The sequence below is a fragment of the Nocardia sp. KT25-26 genome, from assembly GCF_056627695.1.
This window is the reverse complement of the sequence record NZ_CM152813.1, coordinates 4,333,844-4,359,562: the sequence shown is the minus strand read 5'-3', so window position 1 is coordinate 4,359,562 and position 25,719 is coordinate 4,333,844. Positions and strand designations below refer to the sequence as shown.

Sequence of the window (25,719 nt, the reverse complement as noted above, 5' to 3'; positions counted from 1 at the left end):
CACTGCCGGTGCTGCGCCGGTGGTCAGACGCTCTCGGCGGCTTCGGCCAGCGTCGTCTCCCCCCGGACCACCGAGATGGCCGCCGCCAGATCCAACTTCAGCTCCAGGTCGGGGGTCGGGGCGGGGCCGTCGTGATGGGTGATGCCGTCCTCGGCCATCACGTAGTGAAACGTGGTGTCGGCGACGGTGACCGTTACGGTGCCCCGGGGGACGAGTTCGGCGACCGCGTCGGCGAGCGGGAGGGCGAGCCAGTGCGGCCGGATCGCATCGGTGGGGTGCCGATCACCGAGGCGGGGCGTGCCCCAGCCGGACAGGGCGGCCAAAACCGGGCGGAGTGCGCGGCCGTCCGCGGTGAGTTCGTAGACGGCAGTGCCCGCGCGCGGGCCGGTGCGGCGCCGGGTGAGGATTCCGTCACGTTCCAGGTCCTTGAGCCTGGCGGCGAGCACGTCGGTGCTGATTCCGGGCAGGTCGGCGAACAGGTCGCTGTAGCGGCGGGGGCCGGCGGTGAGTTCCCGGACGACCAGGAGGTTCCAGCGGTCGCCGATCACGTTCAGCGACCGGCTGACAGGGCAGTAGTGGTCATAGCTGCGGCGGGGCACGTCACCACTCTAGCGCGACACTTGGAAAAACAAAGTGCAAACTTGGAAAAACCAAGTACAGTGACGGGGAGTCAGCACAGGAAGGGACGTTCATGCAGGTCAAGCAGTCCAGCAAGCTGTCGGGTGTGTCGTACGAGATCCGCGGCCCGGTGGCCGAGCATGCCGCGCGGCTGGAAGCCGAGGGGCATCACGTCGTGAAGCTCAACACCGGTAACCCGTTGCCCTTCGGTTTCGACGCACCCGCCGACATCCTGCAGGACATCGTCCGGAACCTGCCCGCCTCCAGCGGCTACTGCACCTCGAAGGGGTTGCTCTCCGCCCGCCGCGCGGTCGTGCAGTACTACCAGACCCGTGGCGTCGCCGACCCCGATGTGGAGAACGTCTTCCTGGGCAACGGCGCCTCCGAGCTGATCATGATGGCGATGACCGCCCTGCTGGAGACCGGCGACGAAGTGCTCGTCCCCGCCCCGGACTTCCCGCTGTGGACCGCCGCCACCACGCTCAACGGCGGTCGTGCCGTGCACTACCTGTGCGACGAGCAGGCCGACTGGTTCCCGGACCTCGCCGATATCGAAGCCAAGATCACCGATCGCACCCGCGCCCTCGTGCTGATCAACCCGAACAATCCCACCGGCGCGGTGTATTCGAAGGAACTCCTCGAACAGCTCCTCGAAATCGCCCGCCGGAACGGTCTGGTGGTCTTCGCCGACGAGATGTACGACAAGATCTACTACGACGGCAACGAACCCACCTGTATCGCGAGTCTGGCGCCCGACCTGCTGTGCGTCACCTTCAATGGTCTGTCGAAGGCCTACCGCTGTGCCGGTTTCCGGTCCGGCTGGATGCTGGTCTCCGGGCCCACTCATCATGCCGAGAGCTACCTCGAGGGCCTCACGATGCTCGCCGGGCTGCGGTTGTGCGCGAATGTGCCCGCCCAGCAGGCGATCCAGGCGGCGCTCGGTGGTCATCAGAGCATCAACGACCTCGTCCTGCCGGGTGGCCGCCTACTCGAACAGCGGGACCGGGCCTGGGAGGCGCTCAATGCCATCCCCGGCATCAGCTGCGTCAAGCCGCGGGGTGCGCTGTACGCCTTCCCGCGCATCGACCTGGACGTCTATCCGATCCACGACGACGAGAAGTTCGTTCTCGACCTGCTGTTGCAGGAGAAGATCCAGATCGTCCAGGGCACCGGCTTCAACTGGCCGCGCCCGGACCATTTCCGCATCGTCACGCTGCCGCATGCCGACGAACTGGAGGCGATCATCGAACGGATCGGCAGGTTTCTGGCCAGTTATCGGCAATGATCCAGCCGAGGCGCGCCCGGGAAATACTGGAAAACACTGGAATCGCCGGTTACGCTCACCCGCGTGCCCGAAACCGTGGACGAACTGGAAGCGCAGATCACTCGGATGCGCTCGGCCGTTCGGCGCGCGGTTGCCGCGGGTGAACGCGGTGAGGCGCGGCGGCTGCGGGAACAGCTCCGCCGCGCGGAAGCCAGCTGGGACGCCGAAGTGCTCGGCACCCCGGAACCGGTCGAACCGGCCGTGGTGCCGGTGGTGTCGGTGCGCGAACACGTCCACCGGGTGCTCGATTTCCTCACCGTGCCGGCGCCGCCGCGGCTGATCATCGCCGTCCACGCGGCCTTCTTCTCCGGTGAGCTGGTCCCGGCCCGCCTCACCAGCCTGCGGCGCGATGAGGAGCGGTCTTTCCGGACCGCGAATTCCGCGCGCCCGTACTACGTCTGCGCGGCGCTGACCGCCGATCTGCTCGCGCCCGCACGCGGCCTGCTGGCCTCGAGTACCTGGCCGCTGCCGCAACGGATGATCGGGCCACTCAGCCCGCGGGCCGACCTGCTCACCTGCGCTATCCGGATCGCCGACCGATGCGCGGTGCACCCGGAACAGCCCGGGCAGCGGCTGCTGTGGCGGGTGGCCAACTCGATTCCGGGAGTCGACGGCGGACCGGGCGAACTCGACCCCGCGGCGGTGCGGCGGGCCGCGCAGGCGGAACTGTCCGTGCACACCGAGGACGACACCCGGCAGCGCGCCGCCGCCGCGCAGCGCGCCGCCCGGCAACTACCGGCCGCCGACCAGCTGTTCGGCGCCCGGCTCGGTGTCGCCGCTACCCGAGAAGAGGCGCGATGAGCGCAGTCACCGCGAGATTGGACCGGTTGCGTGGTACGGCACCGGTCCGCCGGCTCGATGCCCGGGCCATCGCCGCCCTCACTGCGAACCCCGGGTGCCGCCGCCGCACCCTGCTGGATGCGGCCGCCGTCGACAAGGCGTTCATCGCCCGCGAACTCGGCTTCCCGCCGCAGTTCGGTCAATCCCAGTTCGCGATCACCCGGGGCAACACCTTCGAGGCGATGGTGAAGGCGAACGGCTGCGCCGAGCTGCTGACGCTGCTCCGGGACGAGCTCGGGCTGTCGCTGCCGGAGGTCGGCTACCACGACCTCACCGCCGTGGGCGATACCGCCACCAATGCCGTCCGCCACCAGCGCACCCGGCAGGTGCTGCGGCAGGCCCTCGACTCCGGCGAGGGCACCTTGTTCGATCATCCGATGCTGCGGCTCGATGTGGCCGGGGCACCCGCCTATCTGGAGCCGGATGTGGTGGCGCTGCAGATCGGGGAGCAGTTCCACGTCGTGGAGATCAAATCGTTCCCGATCGTCGACGGGCAGGCCGACCCGGTGCAGGTAGCGGCCGCGGCCCGGCAGTCCGCCGTCTATGTGATCGCGCTGCGCGCGCTGCTCGCAGATCTCGGCTACGGGCCGGAACGAGTCTCGCACAATGCGATCCTGGTATGTACCCGCGATTTCACCAACCGGCCGATCGCCCGGCAGGTCGACCTGCGGAAACAGATCGCCGTGGTGGCCCGGCAGCTGGCCCGGATGGCCTCGGTCGCCGACATCCTCGACGAACTGCCGGCGGACGCCGCGCTCGATGGAGGACCGGATTCGGCGGCGACCCTCCGGGCGATTCCGGCACGTTACGCCCCGGAATGCCTGGCCGGTTGCGAACTCGCCCAGGCCTGCCGAAACGACGCCCGCAGCGCGGGTGCTGTGGACGCGCTCGGCCGCGGCGTCTGCGACGATCTGGGCGGCCTGTACGACACCGCGACGGTCCTGGCCATCGCCGACGGCTCGCACGATCCCGGTCCGGGCGACGCCGATATCGCCGAGCTCCTCCGGCGCGCCCGCGCGCTCCGTACCGAGGTGGTCATGTGAATAGCGAGGTGGTCACGTGAGCGTTCTGGCTGCGCTGACGAAGATCGAAGCGTTCCAGGCGGGCCGGGCGCAGCCGCGCACGGCGTTTCGGCACTGCCATCTTTCCCCGAACCCGCTGGTCCTGGTGCCGTTGAAGCTGGCCGGAGAAACGGCGGCACCGCTGGCCGTGCTCGCCGGGACGTCGCCGGACGATGCCCGGCTGTTGGTGGTCGGGCAACCTCGCGACCGAATGTTGCGGTTGCAGTTCCTGGCCCGGCTCGCGGGCATTGTGGTGCCCTATGTCGGGGATTACGCCACCGCGGTCGAAACCACCGTGAACAAGTCGGGCGATGAGGTGCCCACCTGTGACGATGCGCCACAACTGTGGGTCCCCAACGGTGGCGGGCTCCGGTTCCTGCAGTTGCTGGGCCGGTCGGTGCGGTTCCACAGCACCGAGGGCGAACATGCCGTCGCCGCCGGCATCCCGCTGCTGGGCCGGTGGCTCAGCTGGTTCGGGGACCGCGCCGAACACCCCGGTTCTGCTGTCGCCGTGTCGATGACCGCCGCCCTCACCGAGCACTGGGCCACCGGCCAATCCGCCTACGAGGATGCCAATCTCACCGCCCTGCTCGGCTGGATCGCACCACCCGAAGGGCTGACCGGACCGGAAGCAGCACTGCTGGCCGAGGACCCGATCCGCTGTCCACCCGCCGGACCGGCCACCGACCCCGGCTACGACAACGAGGAACTCGCCGCCCGGATCGCCGAATTCGATCGGGCCGCCGACGACGCCGTCTGCGCCCGGGCGCTCGACCGGCTGGAACAATCGTTGCGTACCCAGCTGGAGCCCACCTGGGAGTTGATGTGGCAGGGCCTGGAGTTATTGGGCGAGCTCCCGCCCGCCGCCTCGGTCGAGCAGCGCTGGGCCGACGACGCCAGGGCGTTCGGCTACTTCGTCCGTGCCCTGGAAGAGGACACCGGTCCGCAGGCGCGCCGGGACGGTGCGGTGTCGGCGGTGCGCCGGCTGCTCGCCCGCGAGCGCGCCCAGGAGGCCCTGGACAATCAGCGCGCCTACGACGATCCGCTGGTGTTGCTGGAACATCGGCTGTCCGGCACCGCTTTCCGCGGTGTGGTCACCGACGCCGAACCGGAACGGCTCGACACCTCCGGCAAACGGCCGGTGCTGCGTCCGCACCTGTGGGTACACACCGATGACGGTTTCGTGCCCGAGCCCGGGGAAACGCTGTACTGCATCGAGCGACCGAAACAGAAGGCGAAGGTGATTTCGGTCGCATCGCCGAGCGGGGCTTTCCGACTCGAGCTGAGCGGCGGTATGGGGTCGAAGCTCACCCCGCCGGCAGGCACGGTCCCGGCACCGGGAGATTCGGTCGGGTTCGCCCGCTTCCCGGTCGGTGCCTCGGGGCAACCGCCCAAACTTCCGGATCCCGAGGACACCCCCTGGACCCACGGTGGACCCCCGGACCTCGCCGCACCATCGGTGACGGCGCCTGCCGCCGGCTCCGGGCCCCGGACCGGTTCGGAGCCGGTGGCCCTCGCCGCGGCCGGTCGGGATGGTTCGACGCCCATCGGCCCCGAGGAGCGCTGATGCACACACCCGACGAGGTCGTGGCCGCCGTGCTCGCCGATCTCACCGACCCCGCCCACCGGGCGGTGGTGGTCGATTCCCCGCCGGGCGCCGGCAAATCCACCCTGGTGGTCCGGGCCGCCCGGCATCTGGCCGCCGCGGGACGGCGGCAGATGATCGTCGCCCAGACCAACGAGCAGGTCGACGATCTGATCGCCCGGATCATTGCCGCCGCACCCGAACTCACCGTCGACCGGCTCTCCGCTCAGGACTACACCCCCAGTGCGCGGGTCGGCCACGCCACCGTCGCCGTCGCGCGGAGTCTCACCGACTGCCGCGACGCCGACATCACCATCGGTACTGCCGCCAAGTGGGCCACTCTCCGCGAGGGGCAGTGGCCGCATGCGATCGTCGACGAGGCATATCAGATGCGCTCGGACATGTTGCTGCGCATCGCGAACCGCTTCGACCGGGCTCTGTTCGTCGGCGATCCCGGGCAGCTCGACCCGTTCGCGACCGTCGCCGGAGACCGGTGGGCGGGGCTGGACTGGGACCCCACCATGAGCGCCGTCAGCGTCCTGCTCGCCAACAACCCCGATGTCCGGGTGCACAATCTCCCGGTCTCCTGGCGGCTGCCGCCCTCGGCCGCCGACCTGGTATCCGCCGCCTTCTATCCGTTCAACGGCTTCCGCGCCGGGACCGAACCCGGTCGCCGCCGCCTCGAACTCGCCACCAGCGGACTGCCCACACCCGTCGACGAAGCCATCGACGAGGCCGCCACCCACGGCTGGGCCTGGTACGAACTACCGGCCCGGCACACCCTGCGCACCGACCAGGAAGCCGTGCACGCCCTGGCCGCCCTCACCTGCCGGCTACTGGAACGCGGCGCCACCGCGCATTCCGAAACCGGCAGCGGCCCGGTCGGCCCAGACCGCATCGCCATCGGCACCGCCCACCGCGACCAGGCCCGCGCTATCCGCGCCGCCCTGGTCGGCACCCCGGCCGAATCGGTCACCGTAGACACGGCAAACCGGCTCCAGGGCCGCGAATACGACGTCACCCTGGTACTGCACCCGCTGTCCGGACGCCGCGATGCCGGAGCCTTCCACTTGGAGGCCGGTCGCCTATGCGTCCTCGCTTCCCGGCACCGCCACGCGTGCATCATGGTCGGCCGCGCCGGCATCGCCGACCTCCTCGACGCCCATCCCTCCACCGAACCGGTCCACCTCGGCGCCCCGGTGAAGTTCCCGGACGGCTGGGAAGCCAATCACACCGTGCTGGCCCACCTGGCCCGCCACCGCATCCCGGCTGCCGTCCAACCCGCTGCCGGTCGCTGAGTCACCCGGTGGCGGGCCGAGCCGCACTGCGCCGGATAGCGGCGCAACAGCGATCGACAGCGTTGTCCGGCAGTGCATTGCGGCTTCCTGCGTCCCGTCGGACGGTGCTAAGCTACGCGGTCGCTCTCCCGGCGGCACTTTCGTTCGGCAACAGAGGAATTGATGTATTCACGGGTGAGTTCCGCCGGTGCGGCGTACTCGGGTATCGGTGGGCACGACGGCTGTGAGCCGTTCCGGGGGTGCACATGGGCATCCTGAAACCCGCGGCGCAGCTCGTCCTCGAACCGGAGGTGCTGCTGGTGCTCGGAGCGGTTTTCGTACTGGTCGTCGTGGCGGCATGGCTGTGGGACCGGATCGCCGGTCCTCGGTTCGAGGAGGAGGAGATCCGGGACCGGGCCCCCGGCGGCAGCCGGCGTACCGCCGCGAGTCGCGAACGATATGCGGCCCGGGTGGCCGCCCGGCGCGCGGAGATTCGGGCGAAGCAGGCGGCCGGGTCGTAGCGGACGACCCGGCCGGGGTGCGGTGCCCGGTGGTCAGAGGAAGCCGGAGGTCATCGGGCTGATCCGCCGATCGAGTTCGGCCACCCAGTCGACGTGGTCGAGGGTGTGGAAATCGATCCGCAGAATCGTGGTGAGGTCCCGTCCGGAGCTGATCAGGCCGGCCGATTTGTCGCCTTCCAGGACCACGTCCATGCCGTGTTCGTCGGCGAGGAAGGTCACCTCCAGCTGGTTCAGGCGTGGATAGCGGGGCGACCGCCCGAACTCGATCTCCTGGTAGAACGGTATGTTCTGGCGAGTGTTGGGCAGGTTCCCCCATTCGACGTCGGCATGCAGCAGTGGGAATCCGAGCCGTTCGATCGCCTCCAGGATGATGTGTTGCGCGGGCAACGCGCCGATGCCGATGGGATCGCTGTCGGTGGCGTCGGCGGCGCCATCGATGTCGAGTACCGTCCGCACGGCCACGGCCGGCCCCGGCAGGTGCCGGCCGTTGTAGAAAGTGATCGGCGTCTGCATCGGCGCCCGGTAGGTGAACGGGAACTCGAACCGGCCACCCGGGGGCAGGGTGATCGGCCCGTGGACGTCGGCCGGGCCGAACCCCCGCTGGTGGTGGGATTCGAAGTCGTCGTGCTCCATTTCCACCCGTGTCGCGAATTCCACTGCCACCCGCGAGATCTCCTGCTCGACGTCGCCACCCCGCAGCCGGACGACCCCGTGCACCACCCCGCCGGGCTGCACACCCGGAGTGTGCAGCTCGGTTTCGACTTCCGCGCCCCCGATTCCGACGGCCGCCAGCATCCTCTTGAACATAGGGCGAAGTCTGCCAGTGCGACCCGCAACTCGAGTTGCGCACGGCACCTCCGTGAGGAAGGTCATTGCGGCGCAACGAATCGCACTGTCACCGCGGCCGGGTACTCCTACTGTGCGCACCGGCCACGCGTGGACGGAAGCCGGGGGGAACCGCTGCTGCTCCTCACCCCGCGTAGCCGAACACCGGGTAGTGGTCGCTGTAGTCGGTGTAGGTGTAGGTCTGCCACCAGGAGGTGACGCTCCATTCGGGGCTCTTCACCCGGCGGGTCTCGTTGACGTAGTTGCCGGGGACGGCGTGGCCGGCGATGGGGAGTACGTAGTCGAGGTGTTCGGACGGGTAGTCGGCGCTGTACTGGTCGGTGCAGACGGTGTTGTCGGCGCAGTCCCAGGAATGCGGGTGGCCGGTGTGGGTGGGGGTGACGGCGCCGAGTTCGGCGATCATGGCGGGGTATTCGCTGCTCGCCTCGATCACGTTCATATCGCCTGCGACGTAAACGGGTTCGTCGGCGGGGATCTGCTGGGCGTCGAGGAAGGACCGGATCTCGGCCCGCTGGGCGGCGCGCATGCGGCCGGGTTCACCGGCGCTGCAGCCGTCGTCCTCGGATTGCATATGGGTGCCGATCACATGGACCGGACCTCGCGGGGCGGCGAGTTCGACGTAGACGAAGCCCTTGTTGGAGTACCAGTCGGCGCCACAGGCGTCGGCGTAGACGTACTGGACCCGGCGGCTGATCGGCCAGCGGCTCACGACGGCGACCCCGCCGTCCTCGGGGGTGGTCGCCGAGTACGAGCCCTGGGTGTCGTCCCAGCCGGTGCGGGAGCGGCCGAGGACCGGGGTCCGGTGCGGGTAGCTGCCGGCCAGATTGTCCAGCAGCCGGTCGGACGCGGCGTTGTCGAAGATCTCCTGCAGGACCACGACATCCTGGTCGGCGAGGACGTTCTGTTCGGCGATCAGATCCGCGCGTTCCAGCTGTCCCCAGTTCGGGTACAGGTTGTCCGACAGCATGAAGACGTTGTAGGAGGCGATCCGGGTCCGGTCGGCAGGTTCCGCGCCGGCGGGTGCCGCGGGCAGCAGGACCGTGCCGATGCAGAGGAGGGCCAGAAGTAGGCGGTTGCGCATGCCGGACATGCTGGTCGAACGTCCAGTTTCTGGAGTGGTTCTCGGCCCGATGTTCATCCAACCGCAACCCTCGTGCCCTGGTGTGTCGTCGGCACGTCGCCGGGAATCGGCCGGGAGTTCGCCTGGGGCGGGAACGGCGGTCCGGTCGGTGGGGTCGAGCGCCCCATGGGGCCGAATCGCCGAAATTCGGTCCGGGAGACAAGAAGGGCGGTTCGAATTCGGCCGGACGACAGTTGCTCTGCATCGAAACACCAAGGTGAGGAGCGGATCTTGGATTCCGCGACAACGTCGCCGGAAGGATTCGTACCCGGTGAGCGGGCCCGGTCCGGGCGGGTGGGTGGCGCGCGCAAGTGTGACCCGTCACTTCATGCTGCATACCGGGTGCGGCATCGTCACAGTGGACAAGTGGTTCTCTACAACGCCTTCGGTGGAACACACCGTTCGTTTGCCGACCTGGTCATCGCCCGCGAACACGAACTGGCCGACGAGCTCGCGTATCGGTTCCTGACTACGGGCGATATCGACGGGCCGGTCGAGGATCTGACCTATGCCCGGCTGGGCGAACGCAGCCGGGCGCTGGGCGCCTGGCTGCAGGGCAACGGGTATGCGGGCAAACGCGCGTTGCTGCTGTATCCGCCGGGGCCGGAGTTCGTCACCGGCTTCTACGGATGCCTGGTCGCCGGCGTGGTGGCGGTGCCGATGCCGGTCCCGCAGTTCCACGAATTCGACCGCGGACTGCGCCGCCTGCAGCAGGTGGTCGCGGATGCCGAGGTCGACCTGGTGCTCGCGCCCCGTTCGATCGCCGAGGCGGTGCACGCCGCGGGTGATCGGTTCGGGCAGCTGACCGCGGTGCGCAGGCTGTCGGTCGAGGACATTCCGACGGATCTGGCCGCGTCCTGGACCGATCCACGCGCCGACGCCGATTCGGTGGCGTTCCTGCAGTACACCTCCGGGTCGACGAGCGCACCCCGGGGTGTGATCGTGACGCACGGGAACCTCCTCGACAACCAGCGGGCGATCGCCGAGGCGATGGGACATTCCCCGGAGCAGGTCGCCGCATGGAACCGGCGAATGTTCGTCAGCTGGCTGCCGATGTATCACGATATGGGGCTGATCGGCCCGGTACTGCAGACGGCGTATGCGGGTGGCAGCGCCCTGCTGCTCGCCCCGGCACACTTCCTGCAGCGGCCCGAACGCTGGCTGGAAGCGGTATCGGAATTCGGTGCGCACACCAGTGGCGCCCCGAACTTCGGCTACGAGCTGGCACTGCGCCGCGCGACACCGGAACTGCTGGAGCGACTGGACCTGTCGCGCTGGCGGGTGGCCTTCAACGGCGCCGAACCGGTTCGTGCCTCGACCATCCACAGTTTCGCGGAAACTTTCCGGGGCAGCGGCTTCCGCGCCGAGTCCTGGCAACCGGTCTACGGGCTCGCCGAAGCCACCCTGCTGGTGACCGGGGCGCCGCTGGACACGGCACCGCGAGTGATCGATCGGCCGGTCACCACGCCGGCGCGAACCCGCGCGCCGCTGGTGTCGGTCGGCACCGCACCCACCGGGATCTCGGTGGTGATCGCGGACCCCGAGACGGGTGCGGAGTGCGCTGCGGGTACCGAGGGCGAGATCTGGGTGGCCGGTGCGAGCGTCGCCGGCGGGTACCTGGGTGACGCGAAACATTCGGCGGAGACGTTCGACGCCCGGCTGGCCGACGGCCGCTCCGGTTTCCTGCGGACCGGTGACCTGGGGCTGGTGCTCGCCGGAGAATTGTTCGTCACCGGACGCCGCAAGGACCTGCTGGTCATCGACGGCGTCAATCACTATCCGCAGGATGTCGAGATCACCGTGGAAGCCGCTCATCCGGCGGTCCGCGCCGGCTGTGTCGCGGTATTCGGGGTGGACGACGACGAATACGGTGAGCGGGCGGTCGTAGTTGCCGAGGTCAAGGTCGCCGAGGTCGAGGATATCGCCGAATCCGACACGATCGAGGCCGCGATCCGGGCCTCGGTCAGCAGCGAACACACTCTGCCGGTGCGTGAGGTGGTTCTGATCCGGCCCCGGACGATCCCGAAAACCAGCAGCGGCAAGATTCAGCGCCAGGCATGTCGAGCCGCCTATCTGGCCGGGGAACTTCCCGTTGCGATACCCACCGGGCCGGCAGTGGCCCCGGGCGCGCCGGCCGATCCGGCTGTCGCCCCACCCGAAACCGTCACTGCGGAACAGGTCCGATACCGGCTGGTCGAGATGGTCGCGGATCGCACCGGACTGGACCGCTCCCGCATCGACTCCGGCCGCCCGCTGGCCGAATTCGGGTTGGGATCGCGTGGGCTGGTCGAACTCGTGACCGAACTCGGCACGGCGACCGGCCGGCGACTGGAGGCGAGCCTGCCGTTCGATCACCCGACCATCGCACAGCTGGCCGAAGCCGTGGCCGCCGAACAGACCACCTCCGCCGCCACATCGTCCGACACGGTGCCCGGATCGGTTCGCGGGGCCGGTCCGGCGGCGAGCGAGCCCGTCGCCATCGTTTCGATGGCCTGCCGGTTCCCCGGCGGCGCAAACGATCCGGACACCCTGTGGGAATTGCTGGCCACCGGCGCCGACGTGCTCGGCGACCCACCGGAGGGCCGGTGGGAGGTGGATCGGCTGTGGCACGAGGATCCGGAGGCCGCCGGGAAGGCGTACTCCCTGCGAGGTGGCTTCGTCGACGGCATAGATCGTTTCGATGCCGCCTTCTTCGGGATCGGTCCGCGGGAGGCGGCGGCGATGGATCCGCAGCAGCGGCTGCTGCTGCAGACCGCCTGGGAAGCCCTCGAACGGGCCGGAATCGACCCGGACACCCTGACCGGCACCTCGGTCGGGGTGTATCTGGGTCTCTACGGCAGCGGCTACCTCGCCGCGGCCGACCTCACCCAGTTGAACGGGCACGTGGCGGTGGGGTCCGCGGGCAGCGTCGCCTCCGGCCGGATCGCCTACGCCCTCGGCCTGCACGGCCCGGCGGTTACGGTGGATACCGCCTGTTCATCGTCGCTGGTGTCGCTGCATCTGGCCGTGCAGGGGCTGCGCAACGGCGAATGTGATGCGGCGCTGGCCGGCGGTGCGACGCTGATGGTCACGCCGAATGCGCACGTCGAGTTCAGCCGGCTCGGTGCGCTGTCGCGAACCGGGGTGTGCCGCCCGTTCTCGGCCGCCGCCGACGGCATGGTGTGGGCCGAGGGCTGCGGGCTGGTGCTGGTGAAGCGGCTCACCGATGCAGAACGCGACGGTGACCGGATCCTCGCCGTCATCCGCGGTTCGGCACTGAACTCCGACGGCCGCAGCCAGGGACTGACCGCGCCGAGCGGTACCGCGCAGGAGAGCGCGATCCGGGCCGCGCTGACCGCCGCCGCCCTGGAGCCCGCCGATATCGACTATGTGGAGGCACACGGCACCGGCACCGAACTGGGCGATCCGATCGAGGCCCAGGCACTGGCCCGAGTGTTCGGTCCCGGCCGGCCCGCCGACCGGCCGATGAGGGTGGGGTCGCTCAAATCGAACCTCGGGCATATGCAGGCCGCTGCCGGAATCGGCGGTGTCGTCAAGACGGTACTGGCGTTGCAGCACGAGGTCCTGCCGCCGTCGCTGCATGCCGAAGAACCGAATTCGCGGGTGGATTGGGCCGGCAGCGGTCTGACCGTTCCCGGTGCAGCGCAGCCGTGGCCGCGCTCCGGCAGGCCGCGGCGCGCCGGAGTCAGCTCGTTCGGGATCAGCGGCACCAATGCCCATCTGATCCTGGAGGAGGCGCCGCTGCCCCCGTCGGCCGGGCGGGACGGGGGAGCGCCCGCCGAATCGGATGTCGTAGCGGCCGACTCGCCCCCGGTCCGGCTGGTCCCGGTCTCCGCCCGGAGCGCGGCAGCGTTGCGGCGGCAGGCCGCGCGGTTGCATGCGGCGTTGTCCGCCGCCCCGGATCTCGATATTCAGGTGGTGGCCCGGACACTTGCCCGGCATCGGTCGCATTTCGACCGGCGGGCCGGAATCGCAGCGCGGGACCGGACGCAATTGCTGCACGGGTTGCAGGCGCTCGCCGACGGTGTGGTGTCCGACGATGTCGCGCTGGCCGATGACGTGGCGCGGCCGGGCGGGCGGGTGGCGTTCGTCTTCCCCGGCCAGGGCGCCCAGTGGGCCGGGATGGCGCGGGACCTGCTTGCCGCCGACCCGGCATTCCGGGCGGAATTCGATCGGTGCGACCCGGTGGTGCGGGCACTGACCGGCTGGTCGCCCCGTGCCGTGCTGATCGGCGCCGACGGTGCACCGGACCTCGCCCGCGACGATGTCGTACAGCCGACGCTGTTCGCGGTGATGGTCTCGCTGGCCGCGTCCTGGCAGGCCGCCGGTGTGCAGCCCGCCGCCGTGGTCGGGCACAGCCAGGGCGAGATCGCGGCCGCCTACGTGGCCGGTGCGATGTCGCTGCGCGATGCGGTGACCGTGGTGGTGCTGCGCAGCCGCGCCCTGTCCGCCCTGCCGGACGGCGGTATGGCGGTCGCTGCGGCCGCCCCGGCGGACCTGGCCCCCTACCTCGACGACCGGGTGTCGGTGGCGGCGACGAACAGCAGTCGGTCGACCGTTCTCGCCGGTGATCGCACCGCCTTGCGGGAGCTGCTCGCGCAGCTGTCGGAGGCGGGCATGTTCACCCGGGAACTCCCGGTGGACTACGCCTCGCACACCGCACATGTCGAGCCGATCCGGGACCTCCTGCAGCGCGAGCTGGCCGGAATCGAAACCACGGCAGGACGACTCGACTGGTACTCCACGGTGACCGGACAGCGTGCCGATGCGCCGGCCGGGCCCGGATACTGGTACCGCAATCTGCGGGAACCGGTGCGGTTCGCCGAAACGGTCGCGGCCATGATCGCCGACGGGATCGGCTACCTCGTCGAGATGAGTCCGCACCCGTCGCTGCTGACTGCCGTCGAAACGGTAGCCGCCGACGCCGGCCACCCGGTCGTGGCGGTCGGCTCGCTGCGCCGTGCCGAGGACGGTGCCCGGTGCCTGGACCGCGCGCTGGCAACCCTCTACGCCACCGGACTGCCCGTGGACTGGGCCGTGCTGACCCCCGGTCGCGGCTGGACGCCGTTGCCGACCTACGCCTGGGACGAGCAGTCGTACTGGACCGAACCGGCCGCAGCAGCCGGTTCGGGCTGGGACCGTACCGGTCACCCGCTGGTGAATTCACTCCTGCTGCAGCCGAACACGGGCGGCGCGGTGCTCACCGGGCGGATCTCGCCGAATGCGCAGCAGTGGCTGACCGAGCATGTCGTCGCAGGAACGGCCCTGCTGCCCGGCACCGCGCTGGTCGAGCTGGCCATCCGGGCCGGTGATGCGGTCGCCTGCCCGCAGATCCGGGAACTCGTACTGCATGCTCCGCTGCCCGTCGTCGGCGGCCGGGATCTCCAGGTCGTCGTGGGCGGCACAGATCCGGCCGGACACCGTCCGGTCTCGGTCCACTCCCGGCCCGGCGGTGCCGACGCGGAATGGACGCTGCATGCCGAGGGGACGCTGAGCCCCGACGACGACACCGTCGGCGATACCGTGCGGTCCGGCCCGGCCGAATGGCCGGTCGCCGGCGCGGTTCCCGTCGAGATGGCCGACTTCTACCCCGAGTCGGCCGACCGCGGCTACGAATACGGTCCGAGTTTCCGGGGTCTGCGCGCGGTGTGGCGGGCCACGGAACCCTCGGCGCCGGACGCACCGGCGGGCGCAGCGGACGTCCTCGCCGAAGTCGCGCTCCCGGAGACGGCGGCATCGGATGCCGCCCACTACGGGCTGCATCCGGCGCTGTGGGACGCGGCCCTGCACGCTGCCCGGTTCACCGGCGTGGTCCGGACCGAGAACGCCGTACCCGTACCGTTCGCCTGGGCAGGGGTCTCGCTGTCCGCCACCGGTGCCACCGCGCTGCGGGTCCGGTTGACGCCGATCGCGCCGGACCGGCTCCGGATCCGGCTCACCGATGCTGCCGGTGCGCCGGTCGCCACGGTCGAATCGCTGACGCTGCGCGCACTCACCGACCCGGCGCCGGTGGCGACGGCCTCGGCCGGATCCCTGTACACCCTGGACTGGACGCCGCTGGCGTTGTCGGACGAGCAGCCGGACCGGCAACCGACGGAACCGGCGATCATCGACCTGTCCGGCACCGGCACCGGCACCGGCGATCTCGATCCGGCGGCCGTCCATGCGGCGACGGCGGCCGGCCTGGCCCGCGTCCAGGAGGCGCTGGCCCGTCCGGACGATCGGCCGCTGATCGTCGCGACCTGCGGCGCGGTCGCAGTGCACGGCGGCGACCGGGTGCCGGACCTGCGGCACGCCCCGGTCTGGGGACTGCTCCGGGCGGCCCAGTCCGAACATCCCGACCGGATCGTGCTGATCGACGTCGACGACCGCGCCGAACTGCCCCGAGCCGCCGCCTGCGCCGTAGCGGCCGGGGAACCGCAGCTCGCGGTGCGGCGCGGCGAACTGTTCGTACCCCGGCTGGTCCGGGGCGTCCGCGGCAGCATCGCCGGACCCGAGCGCACGCTCACGGATGACTGGCAGCTGCGGGTCACCGGCTCGGGCGATCTGGGCGACGGCACCGTCGCGGTCGTGGCGGGCGAATCGGCCCCGCTCACCGCAGGAACGGTGCGGGTCGCGGTGCGGGCCGTCGGACTGAACTTCCGCGATGTGGCGATGGCCCTGGGCCTGGTCCCCGGTGCGGTCGACTCCTTCGGCGGGGAAGGGGCCGGGGTGATCGTCGAGGTGGCCGACGATGTGGCCGGATTCGCGCCCGGCGACCGCGTCTTCGGTCTGCTACCGGCCACCGCCCCCGAGGTCGTGGTCGATCACCGTTTCCTCGCGCCGATCCCCCGGGAGTGGAGTTTCCGGGTCGCGGCCGGAGTTCCCGCCGCCTTCCTCACCGCCTACTATGCGCTGGTCGAAGCGGCGCAGCTGCGCGAAGGCGAATCGGTACTGGTACATGCGGCCACCGGCGGAGTCGGGATGGCGGCGGTGCAACTGGCCCGGCAGCTGGGCGCCGAGGTGTATGCCACCGCGAGCCGCGCCAAGTGGCCGGTGCTGCGCGCGAACGGGTTCGACCTCGGCCGGATCGCCGACTCCCGCACCGTCGATTTCGAATCCGAACTGCGGGCGGCGAACGGCGGTCGCGGCATGGACGTGGTGCTCGGATCGCAGGCCGGTGCATTCGTCGACGCGTCGCTGCGGCTCACCACCGCGGGCGGCCGTTATCTGGAAATGGGTAAAACCGATGTGCGCGACCCGGATACGGTGGCCACCCGGTTTCCGGGGGTCCGCTATCACGCGTTCTCGCTGCCGGATCTGGACCCGGACCGGATCGCCCGCATGCTGACCGGACTGACGGGCCTGTTCGAGAACGGTGCGCTGACCCCGCTGCCGGTCACCGCCTGGGACGTCCGCCGGACCCCGGAAGCATTGCGATACCTCGGCGCCGCCCGGCACGTCGGCAAGAACGTGCTGACGGTTCCGGCACCCCTGGACACCGCCGGGACCGTACTGATCACCGGCGGGACCGGTGCCCTGGGTGCGCTGCTGGCCCGGCATCTGGTGACCCGGTACGGAATCCGGCACCTCCTCCTGGCCGGCCGGCGGGGACCCGATGCCCCGGGCGCACCCGAACTGGTGGCCGAGCTGGAACGCGCCGGGGCCCGGGTGCGGGTCGTCGCCGCCGACCTGGCCGATCGGGACGCCGTTGCCGCCGTGCTCGCCGAGATCGCGCCGGAGCACCCGCTGACCGCCGTGATCCATGCGGCCGGGGTCCTCGACGACACCGTGTTCGACGCCCTGACCCCGGAGCACCTGGCGGCCGTGCTGCGGCCCAAGGTCGATGCCGCCTGGCATCTGCACGAGCTGACCGCCGACCTGAATCCGGCGGCCTTCGTGCTGTTCTCCTCGCTCGCCGGCATCGTCGGCGGTGCGGGCCAGGCGAACTACGCCGCCGCCAACACCTTCCTCGACGCCCTCGCCCAGCACCGCCGCCACCACGGCCTGCCCGCCACCTCGCTGGCCTGGGGACTGTGGGACACCGAGGACGGGATGACCGCCGCGCTGAATGCCCGGGACCGGGCCCGGCTCGCCCGCGGCGGCGTCGCGCCGCTGCCACCGGCGGCCGGTCTCGCACTGTTCGACGAAGCCCTGAACAGCGGACAGACGCTGAGTGTCCCGGCCCGGCTGGCCGACTCGGGCGCCGTCCGCCCCGAAGCGCTGCCCGCCGTGCTGCGTTCGCTGGTGGCGCGGCGCCGCCGGGCCGCCGCCCCCGCACCGAGCGCCGCCGCCGCGGCCGGGGCGAGCGGACTGCTGACCGGGCAGACCCCGGCGGAACAGGAGCGGCTGCTGCTGGGAATCGTCCGCGAGCATGCGGCCGTCACCTTGGGGCATCCCTCGGAAAGCGCCATCGGTGCCGACCGTTCCTTCAAGGAAATGGGTTTCGACTCACTCGGCGCGATGGAACTGCGCAACCGGCTGCAGCGTGCGCTCGGCACCGCCCTGCCCGCCACCGCGGTGTTCGACTATCCGACGCCCCAGACGCTGGCGGCATGGCTGCGGAGCCGCGTCGCTCCCGGCACCGATGCCACCACACCTGAGTCCGCACCTACTCCGGCCCGCCCGGCCCGAGCAGCCGATGCCGACGACCCGATCGTCATCGTCGGTGCCGGTTGCCGGTACGCCGGCGGGATCGCCTCCCTGGACGACCTGTGGGAGGTGGTAGCGCAGCGGCGGGATGTGCTGTCCGGCCTGCCCACCGACCGCGGCTGGGATCTGGATCGGCTGTACCACCCGGATCCGTCGGTCCAAGGCACCACCTACACCCGGGTGGGTGGATTCCTCGACGATGTGGCGGATTTCGATGCCGCCTTCTTCCGGATCAGTCCCCGGGAAGCGCTCGCCATGGACCCGCAGCAACGGCTGATGCTGGAGGTGTCCTGGGAAGCCCTCGAACACGCGGGCCTGGACCCGAAACTGCTGAAGGGCAGCGATACCGGTGTCTACACCGGCGTCACCTACGCCGACTACACCGCCCGGCTGCACGGGCCGGTGGCCGACGGTGTCGAAGCGTATCTGGGGGAGAGCAGCACCGTCAGCGTCGCCTCCGGCCGGGTCGCCTACACCCTGGGGCTGGAAGGTCCGGCCGTCACCGTGGACACCGCCTGTTCCTCGTCGCTGGTGGCACTGCACCTGGCAGCACAGGCGCTGCGCAACGAGGAGTGCTCGATGGCGCTGGCCGGCGGGGTCACCGTGATGTCGTCGCCTGGCGCCCTGATCGGTTTCGCCCGCCAGCGCGGCTTGGCGCCGGACGGGCGATGCAAGGCCTTCGCCGACGCCGCCGACGGAACCGGATTCGGTGAGGGTGCCGCGGTCGTCGTGCTGGAGCGGCTGTCGCGGGCCCGGGAGCACGGTCACCAGGTGCTCGCGGTCCTCGCCGGATCGGCGATCAACCAGGACGGTGCGAGCAACGGCCTGGCCGCCCCCAACGGCCCCGCCCAGCAGCGGGTGATCGGCCGGGCGCTGGCCGACGCCGGCTTGACCCCCGCCGACGTGGACCTGGTGGAGGCACACGGCACCGGCACCGCACTGGGCGACCCGATCGAGGCGCAGGCACTGCTCGCCACCTACGGCGCGCACCGCAGTACCGAACGGCCGCTGTGGCTGGGATCGGTGAAATCGAATATCGGCCACACCCAGGCCGCCGCCGGCCTGGCCGGTGTGCTCAAGGTGGTCGCCGCCATGCGGCATGCCACGCTGCCCGCGACCCTGCACGTCGACGCCCCGAGCCGGCATGTGGACTGGGGCGAAGGCGAGGTCGCCCTGCTCACCGAGGCCCGCCCCTGGCCGGAATCGGACCGGCCGCGGCGCGCCGGCGTATCCGGCTTCGGGATCAGCGGCACCAATGCGCACGTCATCCTGGAGCAGCCCCCGGCCGATCCGGTCGCTGCCCGGCCGGAGCAGCGACCCGCGGTAGCGGTGCCGTGGGTGTTGTCCGCTCTCGACGGCGTCGCGCTCCGGGCGCAGGCGGCCCGCCTGCTCGATCGGCTGGAGCGCGACCCCGGCCCGGACCCGGCCGATATCGGCCGGTCGCTGGCCCAGCGGTCCCGATTCGCCGAACGCGCGGTCGTGATCGGCGAGGATCGCGACACCCTGCTGGCCGGGCTGCGTGCGCTGGCCGCCGATCGTCCCGACCCCGCCGTGCTCCGCGGCCGGGGGCGGCCGCCCGCCGCCGGGCCGGTCTTCGTGTACTCCGGGCACGGTGCGCAATGGCCCGGAATGGCCGTCGAACTGCTGGACTCCGCACCGGTCTTCGCTGCGCAGATCGCCGAATGCGCCGAAGCCCTGGCCGAATTCGTCGACTGGTCGTTGCCGGAAGTGCTGCGCGGTGCCCCGGGCGCGCCGCCCGCGGACCGGCTCGACGTCGTACAGCCCGTGCTGTTCGCGGTGCAGGTGGCGCTGACCCGGATGTGGGAATCGATCGGGGTGCGCCCGGCCGCCGTGCTCGGGCACTCCCAGGGGGAGATCGTGGCCGCCCATATCGCGGGCGCGCTGTCGTTGCGCGATGCCGTCGCGTTGATCGCCGCCCGCGGCCGGGCACTGCTGCCGCTGCGCGGTCTCGGCGCGATGGCCTCGATCGCGCTGCCGGTCGACCAGGTTCGGGAACGGCTGGCCGATTTCGGCGACCGCCTGGAGATCGGTGCGATCAACGGGCCACGATCCACCGTGGTGTCCGGGGAGGTCGCCGCCGTCGAGGACCTGATCGACCGGTGCCGGGCCGACGGGATACGGGCCCGCCGGGTCGCCATCGAATTCGCCTCGCATTCGTCCCGGATCGACGATGTGGCCGACGAACTCGCACCCGCACTGTCCGGGTACCCGGCCCGGTCGACCGCGATCGCGTTCGTCTCCGCCACCACCGGCGAGCTCTGCGACACCGCCGAGCTGGACGGGCCGTACTGGCTGCGCAATGTCCGCGACACCGTGCGATTCCGGGATGCGGTCCGGACCGCCTACCGGCTCGGGCACCGGACGTTCCTCGAAGTCGGCCCGCACCCGGTGCTGACCGCCGCGATCGGTGAGACCGTAGACGAGATCGACCCCGCCGCCGAGGTGTTCATCGGCGGCACCGTCCGCCGGGACGCCGCGAACCGGGCCGCGTTCCTCACCGGCGCGGCACGACTGGCCGTCACCGGCGGCGACCTCGACTGGCCGGCGTACTTCGCCGATCTCGACACGCGCCGGGTGCCGCTGCCCGCCTATGCCTTCCAGCGTTCCCGGTACTGGCTGGAAGCGGCCGTCCCGGCGGTGGACGCGGACGGCCTGGGGCTGGCCGATACCGGGCATCCGCTGCTGGCGGCCGTGCTGCGGCACCCCGATTCCGATGCGATGACCTTCACCGGCCGGCTGTCGCCGCGGACCCAGCCGTGGCTGGCCGAGCATGCGGTCGCCGGGACCGTGCTGATGCCCGGCACCGGCCTGGTGGAACTGGCCGTACGAGCCGGCGACGAGGCGGGCTGCCCGGTCCTGCAGGAACTGGTGCTGGCCGAACCGATGACTATTCCCGAATCCGGTCTGCGCCTGCAGGTCGCGCTCGGCGCCGCGGACGAATCCGGGCAGCGTACCGTCACCATCCACTCCAGCCCTGCCGATACGGGCGCCGAGCACTGGGTGCGGCATGCCACCGGCACGCTCACCGAGCACCGCCCGCGCCCGATCTCCGCCCCGGCGGCATGGCCGCCCGCCGGGGCGACACCGATCGGTATCGACGACCTGTACCCGCAACTGGCCGCCCGCGGTTACGACTACGGGCCCGCCTTCCGCGGTCTGCGCGCTGCCTGGCGGTGCGGCGACGATATCGCCGCCGAGGTCGCCCTGCCCGCCACCGCGGCCGATGACGCCGGCCGTTACCACCTGCACCCGGCCCTGCTGGATGCGGCACTGCACGCCCTCGCCCTGGGCGCGGCCGACGAACAGCACACCGTGGTACCGCTCGTCTGGACCGGCGTCGAACCGGCCGCCACCGGCGCGGCGGAGCTACGGGTGCTGATCAGCTCGACCGGCGACACCGCGACCCTGCAGGCCTGGGATCCGGCCGGCCTGCCGGTTCTCGCCGTGGCGTCACTACTGCTGCGGCCGGTGTCGGCGGCCCGGCTCGCCACCCGCGCCGCCGCGGCGGCGGAGCTGTACCGGCTGGAGTGGCGCCCGGTTCCGGAACGCGGCGGTGCGGTGGTGCAGTCCCATGTCGTGGAGACCGTGCCCGGCGCGGATGCGGCCGCCGTACACGCCGCTACCCGGCGGATACTCGCCGAGCTGCAGGAGATTCCGGACGACGGGTCCCCAGTGCTCGTCGTGACCCGCGGTGCCGTCGCCCTGCCGGGCGCGGAGGTCACCGATCCCGCCGGCGCGGCAGTCTGGGGCCTGGTGCGCGCCGCCCAGGCCGAGAACCCCGGCCGCTACGTGCTGGTCGACACCGACGGCCCGGTCGACCCGGCAACGGTGCTCGGCCTGGCCGAACCACAGCTCGTGATCCGCGATGGCCGCAGCCACGCCGCCCGGCTCGCCCGGCTCCCCGTACCGGCCGGTGATCCGCCGGCCACGGTGGCCGGCGGTACGGTGCTGATCACCGGTGCGCCGGGTGGCCTCGGGTCCGTGGTCGCCGAGCACCTGGTGACCGCGCACGGCGTCAAACGGCTGGTGCTGGTCAGCCGACGGGGTCCGGCGAGCCCCGGCGGGCCGGAACTGACGGCGAAACTGCAGGCCCTCGGCGCGGACGTCGAGCTCGTCGCCTGCGATGTCACCGACCGGGCCCGGCTGGCCGGGCTGCTCGCCGACCTGGACCCGGCCGGTGTCGTACATGCCGCGGGCATCGTCGACGATGCGACGCTGGCGAACCTCACACCGGACCGGCTGGCCGGCGTGCTGCGCCCCAAAGTGGATGCCGCCCTGCATCTGCACGAACTGACCGCCGATCGCGACCTGGCCATGTTCGTGCTGTTCTCGTCGCTGGCCGGCACCATCGGCTCGCCCGGCCAGGCGAACTACGCAGCGGCCAACGCCTTCCTCGATGCGCTCGCGGTGCGTCGCCGCGCCGCCGGGCTCACCGCGCATTCGCTGGCCTGGGGGATGTGGGATCTCGGGCTGGCCGGTGAACTGGACCGAGCCGACCGGGCCCGCATGAAACGGTCCGGCCTGCACCCCATTTCGGTGGCACACGGAATGGCGATGTTCGATGCTGCGCTGGCCACCGAGGTACCCGCGGTGATCGCAGCCCGCCTGGACCACGCAGCGCTGCGCTCGTGGCCGGAGCTGCCACCACTGTTCACCGGACTGGTGCCGTCCCGCACCCGGCGAGCCGCTGCGGGGCCGGATCCTTCGGCCGGACCCGCCGGTTTCGCTGCCCGCCTGGCCGCCCTCTCCGAAACGGCGGCCCTGGCCGAAACGGTGGAACTGGTCCGCTGCCACACCGCCCGGGTGCTGGGCCATACCGATGCCGCCGCGATCGACCCGGACCGCGAATTCCAGAGCCTCGGTTTCGATTCGCTGATGGCGGTGGAGCTGCGCAACGCGCTGCGGGAACCGACTGGACTGCCGCTCACGGTGTCGGTCATGTTCGACCATCCGACGCCCGCGGCACTGGCCCGGTACCTGCTGGACGAAGCGGCCACCGCGACGCCGGCTCCGGCACCGGCAGCCGCCGAGGCCGGGGCATCGACCACGTTCCCGGCGACCCGTGATGTGATGCGGCTGCTGCGCAGCGGAAACGGCGTACCCGGTGCGGCACACACCGTGGGGTTGGCAGTCCGGCTGACCACCCCGGTCACCCGGGCGGACCTGTCGGCGATGGTGGATCGGCTGGCCGACCGGCATGCGGCATTGCGCACCGCGATCCGGCCCAGCCGCGAATACGGCCGCGAATTGGTGGTGCAGTCCGGGCCGGATCTCCCGCTGCTGCGGTGCTCCGCGGTCGAAGCGGTCACCGATGCGGTGGCCGCACAACGGTTGCGGGAACTGCTGGAACCCGAATTCGTGCTGGACACCACCCCGCTGTGGCGTTTCGAACTGCTCGAATCACCGGCCGGGGAACAGGTTCTGGTCTTCGGTGCCCACCACGGCGTCTCCGATGCCCAATCGATGCTGATCGTGGCCGCCGAAATCGATGCCGAGCTCGCCGGTTCCGGCCCGGCGGCCGCCCGCACCGATATCGACATCCAGCATGTCGTGCAGGCACAGGCGACCGGCGATGCGCCCGTCGCCGATGCCGGGCTCGGCCGGTGGCGTGCGCACTTCCGGGGCAGCCGCCGTCTGGACTTGGTGCCGGCCGTCGACCGGCCGCCGGTCCGTAGCTACCGGGCGGGAACCCTGGTGCTGGACATGCCCGCCGGATTGTTCGACCGGACCTGCGCGCGGGCCCGGGAACTGAGCATCACGCCCGCCGCTTTTCACCTGGGCACGCTGAGCGCGCTGCTGGCCCGGCGCACCGGGCAGGAACGGTTCGCCCTCGCCGTCCCGGTCGATACCCGCATCCACGCCGACGCACTGCGCGGTGTCGGCTACTTCGGTGTCCCGGTGCCGTTCCCCGTCCAGGCCGGTGGCAACGATTCCGTCGCCGAGGTCCTGCACCGCACCGCGGCACGGATGCGGCCCCTGCTGAGCCAGGGGGCCAACTTCTCCGATACCCTGGCCGCCCTGGCCGCGGAGGGCCTCTACCGGGACAACGCCCCGATGGTGGAGGTGTACTTCAACTTCCTGCGTTCGGACTCGGCGTTCGAGCACCTGGAGATGCTTCCGGCGGGCACCGGCTACTCCGATCTCGACCTGATGATCACCGTGATGGCAGACCTCGGCCGGATCTGCTTCAACTACAACCTCGACATCATGGACGAAACAGCGTGCGCAGACCTGGGTACGGAGTTCCTGGAACTGCTGTCCGCCGCGGCCGACGACCCCGCGGTGCGGGTCGGGGTCCGTGAAGGCCCGGCCACCGCTGCCCGCGAGATCGCGTTGGCGGCCACGTTCGCGGTCGGGCGGCTGCCCGATCTGTGCCGGATCGCCTGGTGGGAGAGTCCGATCACCGGAGTGGCGGAGGCGCCGTACCACCAGGTTCTGGCAGCGCTGCGCGACCCCGCCGGGGTGTTCACCCGGCCGGAAACGGCTGCCGGTGTGGTGTTGTTGCGCGCCGCGGATCTGGAACGGTTCGGCCCGGTGACGGATCCGGCCGGGCTCGCCGCCGAGTACGTCGCCGCACTGCGCACCCTCGTCGATCGGACCCGGACACCGATCGTGGTCGGGTTCCTGCCCGCCCGGGACACTCCGGCGCGACTCGACCGCTGGGAGACCGAGGTGGCCGGGCAATTGCGCGGGGTACCGGGTATCGCGATCCTCGCCGGCGACGACTGGTACGGCCACGCTGTCGCCGAACGGTTCGACGAACATGCCGATGCGCTAGCACATCTGCCGTTCACCCCCGAATTCCAGGCCGCTGCCGCTCTCGTCCTCGCCGATGTGGTGCGCGAGGTCACCGCGACACCACCGAAGGTGATCGCGGTGGACGGTGACGAGACCCTGTGGAGCGGAATCGCAGGTGAACTCGGTCCCGAGCGGGTCGACCTGTCGGGGGCCCGGGCGGAGCTGGCCCGGCGCCTGCTGCAGTGGCGGGCCGCGGGCGTCCTGCTGGTGCTGGTCAGCAACAACGACGAAGCCACCGTCCGCGCGGTCCTGGACCGCCCGGACAGCCTGCTGAGCCCGGAGCACTTCGCCGTGATCTCGGCCGGCTGGGAGCGGAAGTCGCGGCGGCTCGAGGCCGCCGCCGCGGAACTGCGGCTCGGCACCGACAGTTTCGTGTTCATCGACGACAACCCGGTCGAGATCGCCGGGGTGCGGGCCGCGCTGCCGGAAGTCCTGAGCCTGACCTGCCCGCCGGTCGAAGGTCTGCCGGCCTTCCTGAAGCGGGTGTGGCCGATCGCGCCGCTGCCGGTCACCGCCGAGGACGCCGCCCGCGCCGAGTTCTATCAGCAGCAGAAGCAACGCGACGCGCTGCAGGCCCGGACCGATTTCGAGCAGTTCCTGGCCGATCTGCAGCTCGAGGTGGACATCGAGCCGCTGACCGAGGACACCGCGGAACGGGCCGCGCAACTGATCCGGCGTACCAATCAGTTCGCGCTGCGCAAGGTTCCCGACGGCGAACTGGACCGCTGGCGCACCGCCGGCGAAGTGTGGACCGCGACCGCCCGCGACCGGTTCGGCGACTACGGCCGGATCGGCGTGCTGGCGATCCGCCCGGCCGGTGCGGTGCTGCACGTCGACGGCTGGCACCTGAGCTGCCGTGCCCTCGGCCGCGGCGTCGAGGAACGCCTGCTCACCTGGCTCGCCGACCGGGCCGAGCAGGCCGGCTGCCCGCAGATCCGCTTGCAGGCCCGGCAGACGCCACGCAATGTGCCTGCCCGCCGGCTGCTCGCCGCGCTCGGCGGCACCGAACCGGACGGCGATATCGACATCACCGTGACCGCGCCCCGGCTGCGCGAGTTCCGGTCCTGGAAACAATGA

General features: G+C 71.2%; 10 protein-coding genes. 7 read left to right on the top strand and 3 right to left on the bottom strand.

Annotation, left to right across the window (positions count from 1 at the left end):
* Positions 1-23: 23 nt before the first annotated feature.
* Entirely contained in the window at positions 24-599 is a 576-nt protein-coding gene (locus AC1HFH_RS19800) for a winged helix-turn-helix transcriptional regulator (protein WP_480244281.1), read from the bottom strand.
* A 92-nt stretch (positions 600-691) separates the two neighbouring features.
* Here AC1HFH_RS19800 and AC1HFH_RS19795 point away from each other — a divergent pair, with 92 nt between their 5' ends.
* The 6 genes from AC1HFH_RS19795 (at position 692) to AC1HFH_RS19770 (ending at position 7,226) form a co-directional block, all read left to right on the top strand.
* Positions 692-1,903, top strand: coding sequence for a pyridoxal phosphate-dependent aminotransferase (locus AC1HFH_RS19795; protein ID WP_480244280.1), 1,212 nt, complete (start codon positions 692-694; stop codon positions 1,901-1,903).
* Positions 1,904-1,966: 63 nt separating this feature from the next.
* Positions 1,967-2,743, top strand: a complete 777-nt coding sequence (locus tag AC1HFH_RS19790; RefSeq protein WP_480244279.1) for a hypothetical protein — start codon at positions 1,967-1,969, stop codon at positions 2,741-2,743.
* Positions 2,740-3,825 (top strand): hypothetical protein, encoded by a 1,086-nt coding sequence (locus AC1HFH_RS19785; RefSeq protein ID WP_480244278.1) that lies wholly within the window; start codon positions 2,740-2,742, stop codon positions 3,823-3,825. The genes AC1HFH_RS19790 and AC1HFH_RS19785 overlap by 4 nt, the downstream gene beginning before the upstream one ends.
* 16 nt (positions 3,826-3,841) lie before the next feature.
* Positions 3,842-5,410: a hypothetical protein gene (locus AC1HFH_RS19780; RefSeq protein ID WP_480244277.1), complete on the top strand. Its 1,569-nt coding sequence runs from the start codon at positions 3,842-3,844 to the stop codon at positions 5,408-5,410.
* Positions 5,410-6,726 carry an AAA domain-containing protein gene (locus AC1HFH_RS19775; RefSeq protein ID WP_480244276.1) on the top strand — a complete coding sequence of 439 codons (1,317 nt, stop codon included), beginning with the start codon at positions 5,410-5,412 and terminating at the stop codon, positions 6,724-6,726. The genes AC1HFH_RS19780 and AC1HFH_RS19775 overlap by 1 nt, the downstream gene beginning before the upstream one ends.
* Positions 6,727-6,971: 245 nt before the next feature.
* Positions 6,972-7,226 (top strand): hypothetical protein, encoded by a 255-nt coding sequence (locus AC1HFH_RS19770; protein ID WP_480244275.1) that lies wholly within the window; start codon positions 6,972-6,974, stop codon positions 7,224-7,226.
* Positions 7,227-7,259: 33 nt separating this feature from the next.
* On the opposite strand, the gene AC1HFH_RS19765 is transcribed toward AC1HFH_RS19770, so the two are convergent.
* Both AC1HFH_RS19765 and sph read right to left on the bottom strand, forming a co-directional pair.
* Entirely contained in the window at positions 7,260-8,033 is a 774-nt protein-coding gene (locus AC1HFH_RS19765; RefSeq protein WP_480244274.1) for a sporulation protein, read from the bottom strand.
* A gap of 163 nt (positions 8,034-8,196) precedes the next feature.
* Positions 8,197-9,153 carry a sphingomyelin phosphodiesterase gene (gene sph, locus AC1HFH_RS19760; RefSeq protein ID WP_480244273.1) on the bottom strand — a complete coding sequence of 319 codons (957 nt, stop codon included), beginning with the start codon at positions 9,151-9,153 and terminating at the stop codon, positions 8,197-8,199.
* 405 nt (positions 9,154-9,558) lie between these two features.
* Here sph and AC1HFH_RS19755 point away from each other — a divergent pair, with 405 nt between their 5' ends.
* The gene (locus tag AC1HFH_RS19755; protein WP_480244272.1) at positions 9,559-25,719 is read left to right on the top strand and encodes an SDR family NAD(P)-dependent oxidoreductase; all 16,161 of its coding nucleotides are present in this window, start codon (positions 9,559-9,561) and stop codon (positions 25,717-25,719) included.